18 protein-coding genes are annotated in these 18,690 nt (G+C 68.3%); 9 read left to right on the top strand and 9 right to left on the bottom strand.

The window, feature by feature from the left end:
- From ACFWIW_RS02095 to ACFWIW_RS02085, 3 genes are read right to left on the bottom strand one after another with little or no spacing between them, the layout of a single operon-like run.
- Positions 1-780: an ABC transporter permease gene (locus tag ACFWIW_RS02095; RefSeq protein WP_378366689.1), complete on the bottom strand. Its 780-nt coding sequence runs from the start codon at positions 778-780 to the stop codon at positions 1-3.
- Entirely contained in the window at positions 777-1,952 is a 1,176-nt protein-coding gene (locus tag ACFWIW_RS02090) for an ABC transporter ATP-binding protein (RefSeq protein WP_378366688.1), read from the bottom strand. Before ACFWIW_RS02090 ends, ACFWIW_RS02095 begins: the two co-directional genes overlap by 4 nt.
- Positions 1,945-2,592 carry an ABC transporter permease gene (locus tag ACFWIW_RS02085; protein ID WP_007030477.1) on the bottom strand — a complete coding sequence of 216 codons (648 nt, stop codon included), beginning with the start codon at positions 2,590-2,592 and terminating at the stop codon, positions 1,945-1,947. Before ACFWIW_RS02085 ends, ACFWIW_RS02090 begins: the two co-directional genes overlap by 8 nt.
- A 291-nt stretch (positions 2,593-2,883) precedes the next feature.
- Here ACFWIW_RS02085 and ACFWIW_RS02080 point away from each other — a divergent pair, with 291 nt between their 5' ends.
- From ACFWIW_RS02080 to ACFWIW_RS02060, 5 genes are all read left to right on the top strand, one after another.
- Positions 2,884-3,372 carry a hypothetical protein gene (locus tag ACFWIW_RS02080; RefSeq protein WP_378366687.1) on the top strand — a complete coding sequence of 163 codons (489 nt, stop codon included), beginning with the start codon at positions 2,884-2,886 and terminating at the stop codon, positions 3,370-3,372.
- Positions 3,373-3,441: 69 nt separating this feature from the next.
- Positions 3,442-4,215: a YcnI family protein gene (locus tag ACFWIW_RS02075; RefSeq protein WP_378366686.1), complete on the top strand. Its 774-nt coding sequence runs from the start codon at positions 3,442-3,444 to the stop codon at positions 4,213-4,215.
- Complete coding sequence (locus tag ACFWIW_RS02070) at positions 4,216-4,779, top strand: copper resistance protein CopC (protein ID WP_378366685.1); 564 nt, start codon at positions 4,216-4,218, stop codon at positions 4,777-4,779.
- Positions 4,776-5,807 carry a copper resistance D family protein gene (locus ACFWIW_RS02065; protein WP_378366684.1) on the top strand — a complete coding sequence of 344 codons (1,032 nt, stop codon included), beginning with the start codon at positions 4,776-4,778 and terminating at the stop codon, positions 5,805-5,807. The genes ACFWIW_RS02070 and ACFWIW_RS02065 overlap by 4 nt, the downstream gene beginning before the upstream one ends.
- An 81-nt stretch (positions 5,808-5,888) precedes the next feature.
- Positions 5,889-6,467 carry a hypothetical protein gene (locus ACFWIW_RS02060; protein WP_378366683.1) on the top strand — a complete coding sequence of 193 codons (579 nt, stop codon included), beginning with the start codon at positions 5,889-5,891 and terminating at the stop codon, positions 6,465-6,467.
- Positions 6,468-6,696: 229 nt separating this feature from the next.
- Here ACFWIW_RS02060 and ACFWIW_RS02055 read toward each other — a convergent pair whose 3' ends face one another.
- A complete protein-coding gene (locus ACFWIW_RS02055; protein ID WP_378366682.1) occupies positions 6,697-7,407 on the bottom strand; it encodes a class I SAM-dependent methyltransferase in 711 nt (236 codons plus the stop codon).
- A 263-nt stretch (positions 7,408-7,670) separates the two neighbouring features.
- On the opposite strand from ACFWIW_RS02055, the gene ACFWIW_RS02050 reads away from it, so the two are divergent.
- A complete protein-coding gene (locus ACFWIW_RS02050) occupies positions 7,671-9,662 on the top strand; it encodes a tetratricopeptide repeat protein (RefSeq protein ID WP_378366681.1) in 1,992 nt (663 codons plus the stop codon).
- Positions 9,663-9,873: 211 nt separating this feature from the next.
- Here the strand turns inward: ACFWIW_RS02050 and ACFWIW_RS02045 are convergent, their stop codons facing one another.
- Together ACFWIW_RS02045 and ACFWIW_RS02040 are read right to left on the bottom strand one after the other, a co-directional pair.
- The gene (locus ACFWIW_RS02045) at positions 9,874-10,812 is read right to left on the bottom strand and encodes a phosphotransferase family protein (RefSeq protein ID WP_378366680.1); all 939 of its coding nucleotides are present in this window, start codon (positions 10,810-10,812) and stop codon (positions 9,874-9,876) included.
- Positions 10,772-12,079, bottom strand: a complete 1,308-nt coding sequence (locus ACFWIW_RS02040; RefSeq protein WP_378366909.1) for a tetratricopeptide repeat protein — start codon at positions 12,077-12,079, stop codon at positions 10,772-10,774. The genes ACFWIW_RS02045 and ACFWIW_RS02040 overlap by 41 nt, the downstream gene beginning before the upstream one ends.
- Before the next feature lie 423 nt (positions 12,080-12,502).
- Here ACFWIW_RS02040 and ACFWIW_RS02035 point away from each other — a divergent pair, with 423 nt between their 5' ends.
- Both ACFWIW_RS02035 and ACFWIW_RS02030 read left to right on the top strand, forming a co-directional pair.
- Positions 12,503-12,877, top strand: a complete 375-nt coding sequence (locus ACFWIW_RS02035; RefSeq protein ID WP_378366679.1) for a hypothetical protein — start codon at positions 12,503-12,505, stop codon at positions 12,875-12,877.
- A gap of 13 nt (positions 12,878-12,890) precedes the next feature.
- Positions 12,891-13,316, top strand: a complete 426-nt coding sequence (locus ACFWIW_RS02030; RefSeq protein ID WP_037333828.1) for a hypothetical protein — start codon at positions 12,891-12,893, stop codon at positions 13,314-13,316.
- Between the two features lie 309 nt (positions 13,317-13,625).
- Here the strand turns inward: ACFWIW_RS02030 and ACFWIW_RS02025 are convergent, their stop codons facing one another.
- Together ACFWIW_RS02025 and ACFWIW_RS02020 are read right to left on the bottom strand one after the other, a co-directional pair.
- The gene (locus ACFWIW_RS02025) at positions 13,626-14,882 is read right to left on the bottom strand and encodes an MFS transporter (protein ID WP_378366678.1); all 1,257 of its coding nucleotides are present in this window, start codon (positions 14,880-14,882) and stop codon (positions 13,626-13,628) included.
- Complete coding sequence (locus ACFWIW_RS02020; protein WP_378366677.1) at positions 14,875-16,197, bottom strand: GH1 family beta-glucosidase; 1,323 nt, start codon at positions 16,195-16,197, stop codon at positions 14,875-14,877. Before ACFWIW_RS02020 ends, ACFWIW_RS02025 begins: the two co-directional genes overlap by 8 nt.
- A 126-nt stretch (positions 16,198-16,323) precedes the next feature.
- Here ACFWIW_RS02020 and ACFWIW_RS02015 point away from each other — a divergent pair, with 126 nt between their 5' ends.
- Positions 16,324-16,968 carry a TetR/AcrR family transcriptional regulator gene (locus ACFWIW_RS02015; protein WP_240596311.1) on the top strand — a complete coding sequence of 215 codons (645 nt, stop codon included), beginning with the start codon at positions 16,324-16,326 and terminating at the stop codon, positions 16,966-16,968.
- 508 nt (positions 16,969-17,476) lie between these two features.
- On the opposite strand, the gene ACFWIW_RS02010 is transcribed toward ACFWIW_RS02015, so the two are convergent.
- Positions 17,477-18,661 carry an amino acid deaminase/aldolase gene (locus ACFWIW_RS02010; protein ID WP_378366676.1) on the bottom strand — a complete coding sequence of 395 codons (1,185 nt, stop codon included), beginning with the start codon at positions 18,659-18,661 and terminating at the stop codon, positions 17,477-17,479.
- Positions 18,662-18,690: the final 29 nt, after the last annotated feature.

Raw genomic sequence — 18,690 nt, 5'->3', positions numbered from 1 at the left:
TCAGCGCAGTCCCTTCGGTCCGAAGAACTGTTCCGCCACCGCGCCGAGCCAGTCCACCAGCAGCGCCAGCGCGACGGCGAGCACCGAGCCGGTGATCAGCACCTTCGTCAGGTTGAGCTTGTAGCCGGTGTCGATGAGCAGGCCGAAACCGCCGGCGTTGACGAACATGCCGAAAGTCGCCGTGCCGACGGCCAGCACCAGCGAGGTACGCAGACCGGCCAGGATCAGCGGGATGGCCAGCGGGAACTCGACCCGCCACAGCACGCCGGAGGCCGACATGCCGATCCCGCGGCCCGCGTCGATCAGCGACGGATCGACCTGCTGCAGGCCGACCATCGTGTTCCGCAGCACTGGAAGCAGCGAGTAGAACGCCAGCGGCAGCGCGGCGACCCACAGCCCGCCGGTGGCGCCGGTGACGATGAACCACAGCACCAGCACGCCCAGCGCGGGCGCGGCCTGTCCGATGTTCGCCACCGCCAGGAAGACCGGCGCCGCCCATTTCGCCCACGGCCGCGTCACGAGCACGCCGAGCGGCACCGCGACGGCGACCACGATCGCGGTGACCACGACGGTCATCGCCAGGTGGTCGCGCAGCGCGGCGAACAGCCCGGCGGCGTTGAGGGTCTCCTTCTCCGTCGCGGTGAGGTCGCTGCTGAACACCCAGATCAGCACCCCGGCGACGATCAGCAGCACCGCCGCGGGCTGGGCGAACAGCCGGACCCGTTCGGCGCCTCTCGACGAGGACTCGGTGGAGAAACCGGTATCGACGGCGGCCGTCATGCGGTCACACCTTCCGCCGGGCTGTCGTCGGAGTGCTCCTCGCGCAGCTGCTGGATCGTCGAGATGACGGTGTCGAGCTCGATCGTCCCGGCGTACTCGCCGCGCGCGCCGGTCACCGGGACGCTGCCGCCCTCGGCGAGCATGGCTTCGAGCGCGTCCTGCAGGGTCGACTGGAGGCTGACGTAGTCGCGCAGCGGTTTGCCCGCGGTGGCCAGCGACGTCGCCTTGGTCAGCTCGCGGACGTGCACCCACCGCATCGGACGGCGGCGCTGGTCGAGCACCAGCACGAAATGCTTGCGCTGCTGGGTGAGCTTCTCGCGCACCTCGGACGGCGACTCGCTCACCGTCGCGGTGAGCGCGTCCTGCTTCAGCTCGACGTCGCGGACCCGCAGCAGCGTCAGCTGCTTCAGCGAAGCACCGGCGCCGACGAAACCTGCGACCGTGTCGTCGGCCGGGTTCGCGAGGATCGCGTCCGGGGTGTCGTACTGGAGGATCTTCGACTGGTTGCCGAGCACCGCGATCTTGTCGCCGAGCTTCACGGCCTCGTCGAAGTCGTGGGTGACGAAGACGATCGTCTTCTTCAGCTCGGTCTGCAGCCGCAGCAGTTCGTCCTGCAGGTTGCCGCGGGTGATCGGGTCGACCGCGCCGAACGGCTCGTCCATCAGCAGCACCGGCGGATCCGCCGCGAGCGCCCGCGCGACGCCGACCCGCTGCTGCTGCCCACCGGACAGCTGACGCGGGAACCGGTCGCGGAAATCGGCCGGGTCGAGCCCGACCAGGTCCATCATCTCCTCGACCCGGTCGTTGACCTTCTTCTTGTCCCAGCCGAGCAGCCCCGGCACCACCGCGACGTTCTGCGCGACGGTGAAATGCGGGAAGAGCCCGGCCTGCTGGATGGCGTAGCCGATGCGACGGCGCAGCGTGTCGACATCGAGCTTCAGCGCGTCGTCACCGCCGATGGTGATGCGGCCCGATGTCGGCTCGATCAGCCGGTTGATCATGCGCATGGTCGTGGTCTTGCCGCAGCCGGACGGGCCGACGAAGACCACGATCTTGCCCGCGGGCACCACCATCGAGAAGTCGTCGACCGCCGGCTCCCGGGTGCCGGGGTAGCGCTTCGTGACGTTCTCCAGCTCGATCTCGACGCCGGATACGGTTTCGGACTCAGCCACGGACACCCCTAGAGACGGTCAAACGGTTGATCAGTACGTAAACGGCGTCGAGGACCAGCGCCAGGACGACCACGCCGAGCGTCCCGGTCAGCGCCTGGTTGAGGGAGTTCGTGCTCCCCGCGTTGGTGAGGCCGGAGAAGACCTCGGAGCCGAGGCCCGGGCCCTTCGCGTAGGCCGCGATGACCGCGATACCCATGAGCATCTGCGTCGCGACCCGCATCCCGGCGAGGATCGCGGGCCAGGCGAGCCGCAGCTCCACCCTGGTCAGCACGCCGAACCGGCTCATGCCGATACCGCGCGCCGCGTCGCTGACCGCCGGATCCACGCCGCTCAGCCCGACGATCGTGTTCCGCACGATCGGCAGCAGCGCGTAGAGCACGAGCGCGATGACGGTGGTGTTCGCGCCGAGGCCGAACACCGGGATGAGAAGCCCCAGTAGGGCGAAGGACGGAACAGTGAGGATCGTGCTCGCCAGCGCCGTGGCCACGGCCGACCCGATCGGGCTGCGGTAGACGGCGACGCCGATCACCACGCCGAGGACGGCGGCCAGGATCGTGCACTGCACGACCGCGCTGACATGGAGGAGCCCTTGGAGGGCGAGTCTGTCCCACCGATCCGAGATGTACTCGAAGAGATTCATCGCGTGCTGGTTCTCCCGCCGCCTCTGGGTGAGACTCCTCACCCATTCGGAGTAGCTGTATCGGGAGCCTGACTACCCAAAACGCTCGCGGTCAAACCCCTGTTTACCGCCTTTTATCCCGCCAACCTGCCCGATCCGGCCTGATCGGGCAAACGCAGGCGGTGTCTTTCACGCTGCTCAGCAGCCGGGAGGACATCGACCACCCCGCCGGGCGTCGAATACTCTTCACCCGTGAGTAAAGGCAGCCATCACCGAAGCGCGTTACGCGCTGTGCGTGGTGGATTGCTCGGCGTGAGTTCCGCAGCGCTGGCGGTGACCGCTCACCTGATCGGGGACGGCGATCTCCCCGATACGGCGATAACGTTGTTGCTCACCGTGCTGATCGGCTGGAACGCCGCCGCGCTCGCCGCGAAGGCCCGCGGACCGCTGGCGACGATCGTCGATCTCGGCGCCGGACAGGTCGTGATGCACCTCGTGCTCAGTTCGCTGAGCAGTCACCAGCCACACGCCGGACCCGCCCCGAGCTCGGGCGGCCTCGCGATGACCGTCGCGCACGTCGTCGCCACCCTGATCACCGCGTTGCTGCTGGCCAAGGCCGACGGACTGCTGCTCGGCGTCCTCTCCTGCCTGCGCGCGCTGGTCCCCTTCATCCTCAACGCGCTCCCGGTGCCCGCCGCGGTGGCGTCGCCGGTGCTCGCCCGTCCGGCGGGCCCCGGTCACCTCGTCCGCGTGGACCTCCGCCGCGTCCACGGCAGGCGCGGCCCGCCGCTGTTCTCCTGAACCCACGACATCCCCCGTAATCCGGCGAGGCCCCCGAGCCCGCCGTCTCAGTCACGTTCAGGAGTTTTCGTGTCCAAGCACGTCTTCAAGCGCGCCGGTTTCCTGGCCGCCACCGTCGGTATCGCCGGCCTGCTGTCCGCCGGGGTCGCCTCGGCCCACGTCACCGCCAACGTCTACGGCCCCCAGCCGTCGAAGGGCGGCTACGGATCGATCTTCTTCCGCGTCCCCAACGAGGAGAAGGACGCCGGCACGGTCAAGGTCGAGATCACCGTCAAACCCGAGTACGCGCTCACCTCCGTGCGCGCCAAGCCGCTTCCCGGCTGGAAGGCCGAGGTCGTCAAGGCCAAGCTGCCCGCCCCGGTGACCACCGACTCCGGCACGCAGATCACCGAGGCCGTCACCAAGGTCTCCTGGACCGCCGAGCCCGGTAACAAGATCGCCGCCGGGTCGACCGAGTTCCAGGAGTTCCAGATCAGCGCGGGCAAGTTCCCCACCAACGTCGACACGATCGAGTTCCCCGCCACCCAGACCTACGAGAACGGCAAGGTCGTCGAGTGGAACCAGCCGACCCCGGCCTCCGGTGAGGAGCCCGAGCACCCCGCGCCGACGGTGAAGCTCGCCGAGAAGAGCGCCGACGGGCACGGCGGCGGCCACGGCACCGACACCAAGGCCACGTCCGAGGAATCGCACGCCGCGTCTTCGTCGTCCGACAACACCGCCCGCTGGCTCGGCGGCGCCGGCCTGGTCGTCGGCGCGCTCGGCCTCGGCGTCGGCGCCGGTGCCACCCTGCGCGCCCGCCGCGCCACCGCCGTTTCCGGCAAGAGCGACACCGAAGGAAAGTGAATGCGTAAAGCGATCGTCGCGCTGGCGATCACCGGGGTGGCCTGGCTCGCCACCGCCACCCCGGCGCTGGCGCACAACGTCCTGATCTCCTCCGACCCGGCGAAGGGCGCGTCGCTCGCCGCCGGGCCCGCGAAGATCACGCTCACGTTCGACCAGTACGTCCAGAACGCGAACGTCAACCAGATCGCGGTCATCGGACCGGGCGGCGGCCAGTGGGCCGAAGGCCAGGTCGAGGTCCGCGACAGCGTCGTCTCCGTGCCGCTGCGGCCGCTCGGCCCGGCGGGCGAGTACAAGATCGGCTACCGGATCCTGTCCGCGGACGGGCACGCCGTGACCGGTGAGGTGCCGTTCACCCTCACCGCGGCCGGCACCGGGACCCCGGCGAGCGCCGACGCCGCGCGCAGCAACGCGGGCCAGGCCGAGACCACTCCGGCGACCGGCGGCGAAAGTTCGTCCGGCGTGCCGATCTGGGTGTGGATCGCGGGCGCCGTCGTACTGCTGGCCGTCGGACTGACCGTCGCGCTGCGCACCGGCGCCGGTGACAAGGAGAAGAGCGGCTCATGACCCAGGCCGAGACCACCTCGCGCGCCCGCGTCGCCGTCCTGTTCTGCGTGGTGACGGCGGGGATCGTCGGCGCCCTGATCGGGGTCGCGCTGACGGCGACCGCCCCGGTGCCCGGGGTCGCGCAGGTCAGCGAGGTGGTCTCGGTCTCGATCCCGATCGTGCGGGTACTGCTGGACATCTCGGCGGTCGCGACGATCGGGCTGGCGCTGCTTTCGGTACTGGTCGGCTACGACCGGCCGAAACTCTCCGAGCCGATCATGCGGATCGCGCGGCCCGCGAGCGTCGCGGCCGCGCTGATCTGGGCGACCACCGCGCTCGTCGCGCTGATCCTGCAGACCGCCGAATACCGGCCCGGCTCCAGCACGCTGTCGATGTCGGACGTCGGGAGCTACATCGCCGACGTCGGCGCCGGGAAGGCGCTGCTGATCGTCGCGGTCTTGGCGCTGCTGCACGCCGGGCTCGGGATCCTCGCGCTGAAACACGGCGAGAAGGTGCCCGCCGAGGTCCGCGTCGGGCTGGGGCTGTTCGCGCTGCTCCCGCTGCCGGTCACCGGGCACGCGTCGAACTGGAACTACCACGACTACACGATGATCTCGATGGAACTGCACGTCATGAGCGCCGTCGCGTGGACCGGCGGCCTCGGCGCGATGGCGGTGCTGCTCGTCGGGAACCGGACCCTGCTGGCGCACGCACTGCCGCGATTCTCCAAACTGGCGACGCTGTGCCTGATCCTCGGCGCGGCGACCGGACTGTTCAACGGGCTGATCGAGATCTCGCTCAACCCGTCGCTCGGCTTCTGGGAAGGCGTCTTCACCACGCCGTACGGGCAACTGGTGCTGTTGAAGCTGTTGTGCACCGGCGTGATCGCGGGGCTCGGCGCGTACACGCGCTGGAAGCTGATGCCGCAGATCGTCCGGCACAACCGCACCGCGCTGGCCGCGTGGGCGACGCTGGAGCTGACGGTGATGGGGCTCGCGTTCGGCTTCGCGGTCGTCCTCACGCGAGCCCCGGTCGTCCCGACGACTTAGTCCGGCACATTTCGCTTCGGGTCGATGACACGTCCGGTATCGCTGAAAAGTGGTGCCGGAGGAGCCGAATACGCTTGATGGATGTCTCCGCCGCAGGCGTTCGCCGACGAGTCGTTCCATGAGGCCGCTTCAGGAGGCTTCTACGTACTCGCGGCGGCTGTGCTGCCGTCTGCCCGGCACGCCGAACTTCGCGAGGTGATGCTGGACGTTCGCGGCGACCGCCGCAGCAGCAAGCTGCACTGGTACCCGATGGATCACCAGGAGAAGCTCGACGTCGTCAAACGAGTCGCCGACTTCGACGAACTGCATGTGGTCACCGTCGGCACACCAGTGAGGCCGAAGCGGCAGGAACGTAGTCGCGCGCTGTGCCTACAGCGACTGGTCGTTGAACTGTACGGCCTCGGTGTCGACACACTCGTCGCCGAGGCCAGGCAAGCCGACCTGAACAATCGGGACATCGACAGCATCCGGCACGCGCGGCTACACCTGCCCAGGGGAACGGAATTTCGTATAGAACACCGCTTCGGCAAAGACGAGCCGTTGCTGTGGATCTCCGACGTCGTCGCTGGGGCGGTCCGGGCCCGGCTCACTGGCAACGACTCTTTCTTTCAGCCGCTGAGCGGTTGCGTCCACGAAGTCCGGGTGGACACGCCGACTTGACCCGCTGGGGACATGCGTAAGGCCAGGCTCCCGGTCATGCCCCAGGTCACCTGGCCTTGCGACTCGCGCGACGTCCACGACGGCACGCTCTTCGGCGAATGGTACCAACTTTGGCTGTCACACGCGCTGAGTGCCGACACCACACCACAGCTCGTCCTGAGCTGACGGTGATGGGACTCGCGTTCGGCTTCGCCGTCGTCCTCACGCGAGCCCCGGTCGTCCCGACGACTTAGGCCTTCTTGTCCAGCGAGACGATCATCAACGTCTCGGTGGACTCGGGTTCGAAGCGCACCTCGGCGATCCCGGACAGCTCTTCGTTGACGCTCACCCGGCCGTCGTGATTCCAGACGACGAGGTCGTCGCCTTCACGGCAGAAGTTCCACTGGTGCAGCCCGAAGTAGTTCTCGCGCTCGCCCTCGTTCACGTTGAGCATCAGCACGACGGCGTGGCCGGGTTTGACGACCTCGAGCATCTGACGGGTGCCGAGCACCGGGTCGTAGACGTGGTCCAGCGCGTTCTGGCAGTACACCAGGTCGAAGTGGTTCACCGGGAACACCTCGGAGAGCTTCTCCACCTCGGCGTCCTGGGTGGCCACCAAGGGAGTCAGCTCCAGCTCGGCGAGGAGGGCGTTGTACCGGTCGGCGAGCGGGTCCACCGGGGTGATCTCCACCGTGCGGCCGGGCCACACCTTGCCGACACAGGTCAGCGGGCCGGCGCCGACGTCGAGGATGCGCACCGTCGATCTCTCCGGGGCGAACGATTCGAGGTTGCGCGTCAGATGCGGCTGGTTCCGCAGGTCCGAGTCCGGGCTGGTCCGCCATTCGTAGTCGTTGAACCCTCCACCGGCGAACGCCTCGGGACCACCGGACAGCCAGATCCTCCAGTGGTCCAGCTCGTTCGACAGTCCTTCTTGCCAGCGGGTCTTACCTGCTGTGCTCATCGTTCCTTCTTTCACTCATTAGAAGCCTTGCGCCCCATGTCGGCCACAATCTACCGACCATCGAGCTGTGACAGTGTTTGCTCCATCCGGCCGCATTTGGGCGGTTTCGCTGTCCTCCCCCGAGCTCCACCGGGATGCTCTACGCGTTCGCTGGGGTTAACCCGAAGAGGGGATGGTTGATGGGCGGCCCGTTGCCGGGTGAAAGTGAAGTCAGCACGCCACAGGTACCGCGGCAGCGATCGGCGGTCAGGCTCACCCGGCAGGTGAGTTCGGGCCCGCGCCAGCTCCCGCCCGCCCCGGCGCATTTCACCAACCGCACAGCCGAACTCGCGCTGCTCGAGAAGCTGCTGACCCAGCACGACACCGACGGGCCTGCCGTGCAGCTGATCAGCGGCCAGGGCGGGATCGGGAAGACCGCGCTGGCCACCGCGTGGGCCCGGCAGCTCGGCGACCGGTTCCCGGACGGGCATCTGTGGGCGGATCTCGGCGGGTTCAGCACCAACGGCCCGCTCTCGGCGAACGAAGCACTCGGCCGGTTCCTCCGCGCACTGGGCGTTCCGCCGGAGGGGCTGCCCTCGGACGTCGAGGAGCTCACCGCCCTGTACCGCACGACGACCGCCGGACGGCCATTGCTCGTGCTGCTCGACAACGCGGGATCGACCGAACAGGTGCTTCCGCTGCTGCCCGCCGGCGAGGGAAGCCTCGTGATCGTGACCTCGCGGCGCCGAATGGGCAGGCTCCAGACCGAGCATCGCGCGCGGCTGGTCGAGCTGGCCCCGTTCGGTTCCGCGCACAGCGCCGAGCTGCTCGGCCGCGCGGTCGGTGCGGAGCGGGTCGGTGCCGAAGCCGCGCGGGCGCGGGACATCGCCGAGCTGTGCGGCGGCCTGCCGATCGCCCTCACCACGGTCAGCGCGAAGCTGGCCGGACGGCCGAAGATGTCCCTGGAGAAGATCGCCACCGAACTGGGGAAGGAATATCGTCGACTGGCCACGCTGTCGACGAAAGAGGCGCAATCGGTGGAAGCCAGCTTCAACCTCTCCTATGACGAGCTTCCCTCCGACGCCGCCGCGTTGTACGCGGCGCTCGGGCTCCACCCGGGTCCCGATTTCGGGGTCGGCGTGGCGGCCGCGTCGATCGCCGTCCGGGAGGAGGTCGCCGAAGACCTGCTGGACCAGCTCGTCGACGTCGGACTGCTGATCGACCGCGGCGACGACCGGTACACCTTCCACGACCTCGCGCGGCTGCACGCCAAGGAGAAGACGGCGGGCAACGAGTACGACCGTGACATCGCGGTGCGCCGCATGCTCGAGTGGTACCTCTTCACCGCCTCGAAGACCACCGCCATGACGGTCCCCGACCAGGACCCGATCCCGTACCGCTACGAGTACCGGCCACCGTCGCCGATGTCGTTCGCGTCCCCCGACGAGGAACTCGCCTGGCTCGAACTCGAACGCGAGAACCTCATCGCCGCCGTCAAGACCGCCGAAACCTGGCAGCTGCCGGAACTCGGCTGGCAGCTCGCCGCCGCGATGTGGCCGCTCTTCCTGCTGCGCAAGCACTATCCGGATTTCCTGGAGGTGAGCCAGGCCGGTGTGCGCTGCGCGCGGGCTTGGGGCAACGCTTCCGCGGAGGCCCTGATGCACAACCGCGCCGGCGCCGCCTGCCGCGGCACCGGCCGGTTCGACGAGGCCGTCTCGCATTACGAGGCGGGACGCGAAACGGCGCGGAAGGCAGGCAACGAGGTCGTCGAGATCCGGTCGGTGGAAGGCCTCGGCCTGGTCGCGCTGGCGCAGGGCAGGCTGGACGACGCGGTGCGGTGGTTCACCGAAGATCATCGCCTGAGCGAAGGCCAGAACCGCACGCACGACGTCGGGCTCGCGCTGATCAACCTCGGCTCGACCCAGCTCAAGGCCGGACGGGCCGAACCGGCGATCGAGCACCTCACCCGCGCTCGCGAGGTGCTGGCCGCCGACCCCTACAACGTGGCCCGCGCCCGGACCGATCTCGGCCGCGCCCTCACCGCGACCGGGGATCTCGCGGCCGCGCGGACCGAACTCGAAGCGTCGCTGAGCACCATGGAGGCCAGCGGGTCGAGGTTCGAGGTCGCCAGGGCCCTGGCCGCGTTCGGCGAGGTCGCCGAGGCGGAAGGGAACATCGACGAGGCGAGGCGGTTCTACGACCGGGCGTTGCCCATCCTCGTCGGCCTCGGCCGCCCGGAGGCTGACGCTCTGCGCACACGGCTGGAACAGCTGTGACCCCACACACCGATCGGTACTCAGCGACCGGGTGAACGCGCCGAACCGAATGACTCAGCGTAGCTGCAAGTTGCACATTCGGGGGAGCATTGGGCCGAGAGAAGTGATTAGCCCGGGCGAATTCGTCACCGTTTGATCGACGAATTCGGACAAGCGACGAACGGTCATTCGCCGTCGGCGAATGCACGTGCAGATGCCTTTCCCGGGTGAGTCAGCGATACCGGTTCCAGCGCGCACCGGTCCGTCCGTTCCGGAGATCGTTCAATCGTTTTCGCAGCTCATCCCGCACGCTGGGATGACTCCGGAGAATGGGGAGAACACTCGTCGTGAGCTTCAGTTCACGGATCGCGCGCAGTACCGAGAACCCGGACCACGTGGTCACGTCGAATCCGTACCGCTGCGCGAACACGCGATAGCGGGCCGGTGGATCACCGAACCGTTCATGGCCGACGGCGAGCGGCGTCAGATCCCATTCCGGCGGCCCGACACAGGAGGAATCGAAATCGCACAGCACCGGCCCGTCCGGTCCGGGGATCAGGTTCCCGGTGTGCGCGTCGCCGTGGACGAGGCCCCTGGGCAGGGGGAAGTCGAGGTCCGCGAGCGCGGCTTCGACCTCGGCGCAGCGTTCGAGCAGGAACCGCCGGTCGCCCTCGGCCAGCTCCTCCGCGTCCGAAACCCGGGCGCGGATCGCGGCGAACGGCGCCCATTCGGCGAGCCCTTCGGGCGGCGGAAGCGCGTGGACCTGGCGCAGCAGCGCGGCGAGATCGGCCGACTTCGCCTTCCGGCCGGTCTGGGGCACCTTCCACCAGACCGTGACGAGATGTTCGCCGACCGGCAACGGCTGGTCGAAACCGGGAACGAGGCGGATGGCAGGCACCGAGTGCCGTTCGAAATGCCGCGCGACCCGCACGACCGTGCCGACGCGATGCCGCAGGCGGGTGGAGCCGACGATCCGGACGACGAACGGCGCGCTCGCCAGCTCGTAGACGGCGTTGTTGGTGAACCTCAGCAGGCGGGCGCCTTCGGCGTCCACGCCCAGCAGATCGCACGTCCGCCCGAGGGCGTCGCGCAGGATGGCGGGCGTGAACCGGCCGCCCGGACCGGTCGGCTCAGGCGGCGTAGAAGGAGTTGAGGCGATCGGCGAGGTCACGGGCGTCGGCGTTGTTCCGGCGGCGTTCCGCCTCGACCTGAAGTGGCCGCATCCGGTCCTTCACCCGCTCCGACTTGATGCCCTCGGCACAGTCGACGGCCTTCGAGCCCACCTTGGCGCCGTGGTCGAGATCGCCTTCGAGCAGGTGGTTCGTGGCCAGTGCGCTGAGCATGAACGTCTTGCTGCGGGCCATGTCGTCGGTGTAGGACTCGACGGCCTTCGTCAGCGCCGGGATCGCGTACTTGGTGTGCTCGGTGTTCTTCGCGGCGAGCACGGTGTGCACGGTGCCGATCATGGCGTAGACGTCGGTCTCGGTGAAGAATTTGACCCAGGATTCGGCCTCGGCCAGGTTGGCGCGGGCGAACTCGTCCTTGCTCCGGCCGAGCAGCTTCACGGCCTGTTCCTCGTTGCCCATCATCGCGTAGGCCCAGGCCTCGTTGGCGCAGAGCACGGCGACCGCCAGCTCGGAGCCCGATTCCTGGGCGGCGATCTGGCCGAGCTGGAACAGTTTCAACGCGTCGTTGGGCGCGTCCTGGTGCAGGTAGACGCGGCCCATCCGGTAGAGGACGTTGGCGACCAGCGGGTGGTTGTCGCCCTGTTTGGCCAGGTCGAGCGCGTTCGCGAAATGCCCGCGCGCGGAATCCATGAGGCCGGTGTCGAAGGAGGTCCAGCCCGCGAGGCTGTGCAGGTCGGCGAGGGCGACGTACAGGCGGCTCTTGACCATCTCGGTGCCGTTGGACTCGAGCATCTGCTGCCCCCAGGACAGCTGCGCGACCACGGCGTCGCGGCAGAAACCGCCGCCGTACTGGTAGTCGAGGGACCGGAGCGCTCTGGTCGCGGCTTCCACCTGGCGGACGTCGGTCATGCCGATTCGCCCGGGGGCGGGCGTCTTCGCGGGCCCCGCCGACCACGTACCCGATTCCGGACCGAACACCGCCGCACCCATCGTGACCTGGGCGGCGTGCGCGAGGAACCTCCGTCGCTTCACGGACTCGTCCTCCTCCGCCTGCTGGCCGTCGGCAGCACCGACGACCTTTATCGCTGTCGCCTCGTCATAGGCGAGACCCATGTATCCCCTGGGGACACCAAGGCCGTCAGCGATGCGGGTGAGCACGTCGTACGCCATCACCTGGCGACCTTTGAGGATCTCGGACACCTCGGACTGCGACTGGCCGGTCATCGCGGCGATCTGACGCTGCGAAACACCGTGCTTGCGCAACAGCCGGTACACCGACGAGATCTCCCGTGTGGCCAGTGCGGCTCGCATCTCCGGCTGCTCCCAGGCATCCGGTGGCACGGGGTGACTCTGGCGCCCCGAACCGCTTGCAGCGTCCGAGCCGGCGACAGCGCCGCCACCGATACTGGCGTCCATTGCGCCCCCTCACAGTTCCGTTGGGGTCGAGAAACAGCGTAGGCACACCTATTCAACCGTGCGAAACACCGGATCGCCCGTCGTGATCGGCCCGGCAGAAGTCGTTTGACCGCTTACCGTGAAACCTCGTCCGGTCACCGCTATGACGGCGGTTCGACCTTCTATCGCACTCGGTTTCACATCACTGTAGTTGTCAGATCTCCGTGACCGACCGGCCACCGGCCGCGATCACAGAGAGCTACCAAGTCTCCGAACCCCCTAAAGGTGCGGACACGCGGATACGAAGACGACGTGGAACGAGAGAGCGGAGAAGAGCCAGTGGAGTTCGTGGACTCGATCGCAACAGGCTCCATCACCGCGGGACGGCCCGGTATGGCCACGCGCCACCTGCGTGCGGCCGGCCCCGGCGGTCAGCCGACGGTCGCGGTCGCCCCCGGCGCGAACCGTCCGGTCTCCCCTTCCGCCCCGGTCGACCCCCGTACCGCGAGTGTGCGCCGTTACGAAGGCGGACAACTGGTCTGGCGGGTGCAGTGCGGCGATCTCATCAGCCGTGAACGGGCCGTCACCGTGTTCGTCGAAGACAACCAGGTGGTTCTCGTCTCGCCGCCAGGAGAGACCGCGCGCCTGACGTCCGGCCAGCTCGGACAGCTCAGGGCAGCGCTCAACGAAGCCGCCAAAATGGCGGAAAGGTAACGGTGAGTTCTCCGTGGATCAGGTCCTAGGGCAAGTTCTCCGCAACGCGGTTTGGGAACGCCTCGACATGCTCTCCGATCTCGCGAACCGGGCCGACGCGCAGTCGCTCGTATCGGTCGCCCGCTCGGAGCTCCCCCGGCTCGCCGAAGGCTGGCGCGCGATGCTCCAGGCGCACGAGCCCGACGAGCGAGGGGACTGCCCCACCTGCTCGACCCGTTGGCACAAGTGCAAGGCCCCCTGCTCGGTATGGCAGGTCGCGCACGAGCACCTGGTCGCCGGCGGCCTCGCCCCCCAGCAGATCGCGGCCACCCAGGACCACCGGCGCGAAAGCCGCCGCCGCGTCCCGGGGCAGAGCCGCGGCGTGAGCCCGGCCGAAACCACCGGCAGGCACGCGCTGGTCAACCCGCGTCGTGCCGCCATCGGCGGCGTGCACGCTTGAAGCCAGGCGAGTGACCGGCGGTCCGAGCAGCCCCCTCGGCAACCACGCCACGATCTCGCCTTTGCCGGCGGCGGTTCACGCGTACCCCCGAACGCGATGAACCGCTCTCGGTAATCACCCCGGTCCCCACCGCGATTAATCGAAAATTATCGGCAGAACACCTAGCGAAGGCAGTAATCGGTCGCTAGGTTGATGATCACAAACGCAGCGCGATACCTGCCCCGGAACGCGCTGCCATCCCCGAACCCCGCGGGCCGGTGCCGTTGCACTCCCCTCCCCCGACCGGCACCGGTCCGCGGTCTCCAACTTTCAGCTGACGCCCTTCACCCGCGTGACCAGTACCGCGGCGATGACGGTGGACAGCGCCGAAGCCGCGAAGAGGCTCGGATATCCGCCCAGGTAGGCCAAAATCGGCGCGGTCAGCATCGGCGCCACCACCTGCGGCAGCGAGTTCGCGATGTTGATGACCCCGAGGTCCTTCGCCCGGTCCTGCGCGGCGGGCAGCACCTGTGTGAGCATCGCCAGCGCGACCGCCATGTACGCGCCGAAACCGATTCCCAGCAGCGGTGACGCCGCGAGCGCGGCCGTCCAGTTCTGCCAGACGACCAGCAGCAGGGCCGCGACGGCCATCACCGCCGACGCCGCGAGGACGTACGGCTTCCGGCGGCCGGTCTTGTCGGAGAAATGCCCGGCGATGAGCGCGCCGACGATGAGCGCCGCGCCGTAGAGACCCATCATGATCAGCAGCCCGGTGTCCGGATCTTCGTAATGCACCGCGTCCTTGAGGAAGAACAACAGGTACAGCGTCCCGAAGGCGTTGCCGAGGTTGATCATGAAATGGCAGCCCCACGCCCAGGCGAAATCCGGATGCCTGCGCGGGGAGATCCACAGATTGGCGAGCACGTCACGGACGCGGGCGGACGGCCGGAACGCGACCGGCAGCCGCGCGTCCGGTGTGCGCAGGACGAACGCCGCCGCGCCGGCCAGTACGACGGCCGCGCACACCGCGTATCCCAGCGGAAGCCCGGCGAGGTCGAGCATCACCACGACCACCACCGCGCCGAGCACGGTCCCGAGCATCTGGGCGATGCCGACCAGGCCGCCGACCTGAGCGCGCTGGGGTACGGGCACGCGGTCGGCGATGGCCGACACCAGCATCGCGAGCATCCCGTTCAGCCCCGCCTGGACCAGGCACCAGCCGAGCACCATGACCGCGACGTTCGGGGCGAACGCGAGGACGAGCAGTCCGGCGGCGGCGACCGCGGCACCGGCCGCCGTCCACGGATGACGACGGCCGTGAGCCGAACAGGTCCGGTCGGACAGCAGGCCGACGGCCGGGTTGGCGATCAGCGCGACGACCGCGCCGATGCCGGTGACCAGACTGAACACGGCTTCCTTGTTCGCGGCGTCCAGCAGTTCGGCCTGTTTGGGCAGGAGGACCTGGATGGGCGCGTAAACCCCCAGCCAGAGCGCGATGTTCGCGAAGAACAGCAGGCTCATCCACCCCGCGCGGACCCTGGCGACCGGCTCGGCGAGCGCCTCGGGCAGTTCCCGGACCTCACTCATGGCGGATCAGTTTCCGGTACCAGCCGAAGGAGTCCTTCGGTGTGCGCTTCAGGGTTTCGTAGTCGATGTGCACCAGGCCGAAGCGGGGCTGGTAGCCCTTCGACCATTCGAAGTTGTCCATCAGCGACCAGACGAAGTACCCCCGGATGTCGACGCCGGCGTCCATCGCTTCGCGCACCGCGACGAGGTGACTGTCGAGGAAGTCGATGCGTTCCTGGTCGTGGACGTGGCCGTCTTCGGCGACGACGTCGTCGAAGCTGCAGCCGTTTTCGGTGATGTAGACGGGCGGGAGGTGCTCGCGGTAGCGCTCGTGGAAGCCGACCAGCAGTTCGCGCAGCCCGTGCGGGACGATCGGCGAATCGTTGGTGGTCATGGGATATCCCTCGATCGCGCGAAGCTCGAAGGGAAGTGGATTGCCTTCGCCGGGCGCGGCGACGCCCTGCGGCTCGTAGTAATTCACCCCGTAGAAGTCGAGGGGCTGCGCGATGGTCGGCAGATCGTCGGCGAAACCCGCCGGGAGATGCGGGACGACTTGTTCGGGATAACGGCCGAGCAGCACCGGATCCGCGTAGGTGCGATTGATGAGGGCGTCGATCCATTCGCCCGCGGCCTTGTCTTCCGGCGAATCGGTGGCAGGCCAGATCGGCGAATGATTGTTGGCCGTGCCGACGCTGCGGGCCCCGGCCGCGCGGAGCGCTTGGACCGCGAGACCGTGCGCGAGATTCTGATAGTGCGCGGTGGGGAGGGCGTCGAGCAGAAGTGTCTTGCCGGGCGCGTACTCGCCGATCGCGTAGCCGAAGATCGACATGACCATGGGCTCGTTGAGCGGGATCCACATTTTCACCCGATCGGAGAACCGCTCGCCCACGATGGCGGCGTACTCGGCGAAGCGTTCGGCGGTATCACGGGAAAGCCAGCCGCCCTTGTCTTCGAGCGCCTGCGGGAGGTCCCAATGGAAGAGCGTCCCGGTCGGCGCGATACCGGCGGCGCAGACCGCGTCGAGCAATTCGTCATAGAAGGCAAGGCCTTCGGCGTTGGGCTTGCCTTCGCCGTCGGGCTGGATCCTGGGCCAGGCGAAGGACATGCGGTAGGCGCCGACGCCGAGTTCGGCCATCAGCGCGATGTCCTCGGAGTAGCGGTGGAAGTGATCGGCCGCTACCTTGGCGTGCTCAGCCCGCGCGATCTTTCCCTCCGTTTCGGTGAACGTGTCCCAAATGGACTGTCCTCGGCCGCCTTCCCCGGTCGCCCCCTCGATCTGGAAGGCGGAGGTCGATACACCCCACAGGAATTCGGACGGGAAGGTCGGATTCTCCACCGGCGACGCACCTTTCCTCTTCAGACTCGGCCGAACATGAAAAGTTCTCAGATACTATGCCTTCACTCGACCGGGGGGAACCCTGTCGGCACGATAAAGTCGCAGATCAGCGAAGGAGGAGCCCGAGTGTCCGACATCCAGGCCGCGAAACCGCAAGCGGAGACGACTCCGCTCCGGCGGCAGCCCGTTCAGCAGCGCAGCGCCAAGCGGGTGGAGCAGATGCTCGACGCCAGCGCCCAGCTGATCGACGAACTCGGCTACGACGCGTTGACGACCACGCTGATCGCCAAACGCGCCGGGGTGGCCGTCGGTTCGCTGTACCAGTTCTTCCCCGACAAGCGGGCCGTGGTGCAGGCGCTGACGCAGCGGAACCTCGAACGGTTCGTCGCCTCGGTGTCGGAAACCCTGAACGAACTCGCGCCCGAGCACTGGTGGGACGTCGTGGACTCGATCCTCGACATCTACCTCGACATGCACCGCGAGGTCCCCGGCTTCTCGAAGGTCCACTTCGGTGACGTCGTGGACCGGCAGCTCCTCGACGAGACGCGCGACAACAACGCGGTCATCGTCGACGCGCTCACCGACGTGCTCGCCGCGCGGATCCAGTCGCCGCCGGACGACATCCGGTTCGCGCTGACGATCGCGAACGAGACCGCCGACGCGCTGCTGAAGCTGGCTTTCCGCCGTGACCCGCGCGGGGACGAGCGGATCGTGGCGGAGGCGAAGTCGGTCGTTAAGGGCTACTTGGCGAGCAAGTTCGGCGAGGCCTGAGGTTCTTCCGGCTGGGGTTCTGCTTGGGGGTTCCCAATGTCGCATTCGAGTCGCTGAGCGTCCCAATGCGACATTGGGAACCCTCAGGCGGGCCCGCCTTGGTGCCGAAGGACGCTTTCCCCGCGTCCGATGCGATGAAGGACGCCTTCGGCCCACGTTAGTCCACTGTGGACCCCCCGGCGCGTTGTCCGGACGTCCTGAAGGGCACCTTTGAGACGCTCAACGTCCCAAAGGAGGCCTTCGCGTCACCGGTGGATCCCCTTGCTCCATTCGTGTCCACCAGCGCCCGACACCACCGCCTCACCAGTCACACGACTCCCAGGAACCCCGCCCACACTGGCCCTGACCTGGCCTTACCTGGTTGTCCACATAAGTTGTCCACACCCACCCACAGTTGTGGACAACCTCGCCCCTCACCCCTCCGAACCCCGTTCCCCGTCGCCCCCTCCCGATACGCTGGTGCGGGGCGCGCCCCCCAGGGATGGGTGGGGGGTGGGGTCGCGCGGAATCAGCCGAAGTTTTGGGATTCGCCTCGGTAGGTGGGGACGGTCCGGTCGACGCGGTCGCCGACGACGACGTGGTAGTGCGTGAAGCGTTCGGCGAGTTCGCCGGCCTTCGCGTGGCGCAGCCAGACGCGGTCGCCGAGCCGCAGGTGGCGGGCCGCTTCGCCGGAGACGGGGGTTTGGACTTCGCCGGCGCCCTCGAATCCGAGCAGCGAGAGGCCTTCGGGCAGGTAGGGCGTCGGGAGCCGCGAAGACTCGGCGGGGCCCGAAGCGATGTAGCCGCCGGAGAAGAGCGTCGCGACCTTCGGCGCGGGGCGCCGGACGACGGGCAGCGCGAACATGGCGGCCGGGCGCGGCGAGAAGTGCGCGTAACCGTCGAAGAGCGTCGGCCCGATCAGGCCGGAGCCCGCCGCGATCTCGGTGACGGCCGCTTCGGCGCCGGTCGATTCGACGCTGCCGCTGCCGCCGCCGTTGACGAACTCCAGATCCGCCAGTGCCCGGACGGCGCGAACCGCGGCCGCGCGGCGTTTCGCGATTTCCACAATGGACTTCCGCTGCATCCAGCCGATGACGGAGTTCTTGGCCCCACTGCCGGCCGCGTCGCCCAACCCGGCGATCTGACCTTCGTACGCCATCATCCCGACGAGCCGGAAACCCTTGCGGGACAAGATGGTCCGCGCCAGATCCGCGGCCTGCCGCGGGCTGAACACCGGCGAGCGCCGGGTGCCGACATGCACTCCGGGCAGCGGTCGCCACGAAGCGTCGAGTTCCAGGCAGACCCGGATTTCCGGATGCCCCTGCCCCAGCGCGGCATCGACCAGGTCGAGATGTTCGGGCGAGTCGACCATGATCGAGATCGCCGCCCGCGCCCGGTCGTTCGCCGCCAGCCGCCGCAGCGCGCCGTGATCGACGGTCGGGTACGCCACCACGATGTCGTCGCACGTCCCCTGCTCGACATGCCAGACGGCCTCGGCGAGCGAGTAACACATGAGGCCTTCGAAACCCGGCCTCGCGAGAACACGTTCGAGCAGATACCGGCAGCGCACGGATTTGCTGACCACGCGGATCGGTTTGCCGCTCGCCCGCCGCAGCAGGTCGGCGCCGTTCGCGTCGAACGCATCCAAGTCGACAATCGCGAACGGAGGATCCAGGTCCTTCGTCGCCAAGTCGTACACCGTCGCACTGGTCACCCGAACTAAGGTACGACAGAAGGGCTTGA

This window comes from Amycolatopsis sp. NPDC058340 (genome assembly GCF_042723975.1).
Lineage (GTDB): Bacteria > Actinomycetota > Actinomycetes > Mycobacteriales > Pseudonocardiaceae > Amycolatopsis.
Note: the sequence above shows the minus strand (reverse complement) of the source record. Positions and strands in the feature narration are given on the sequence as shown.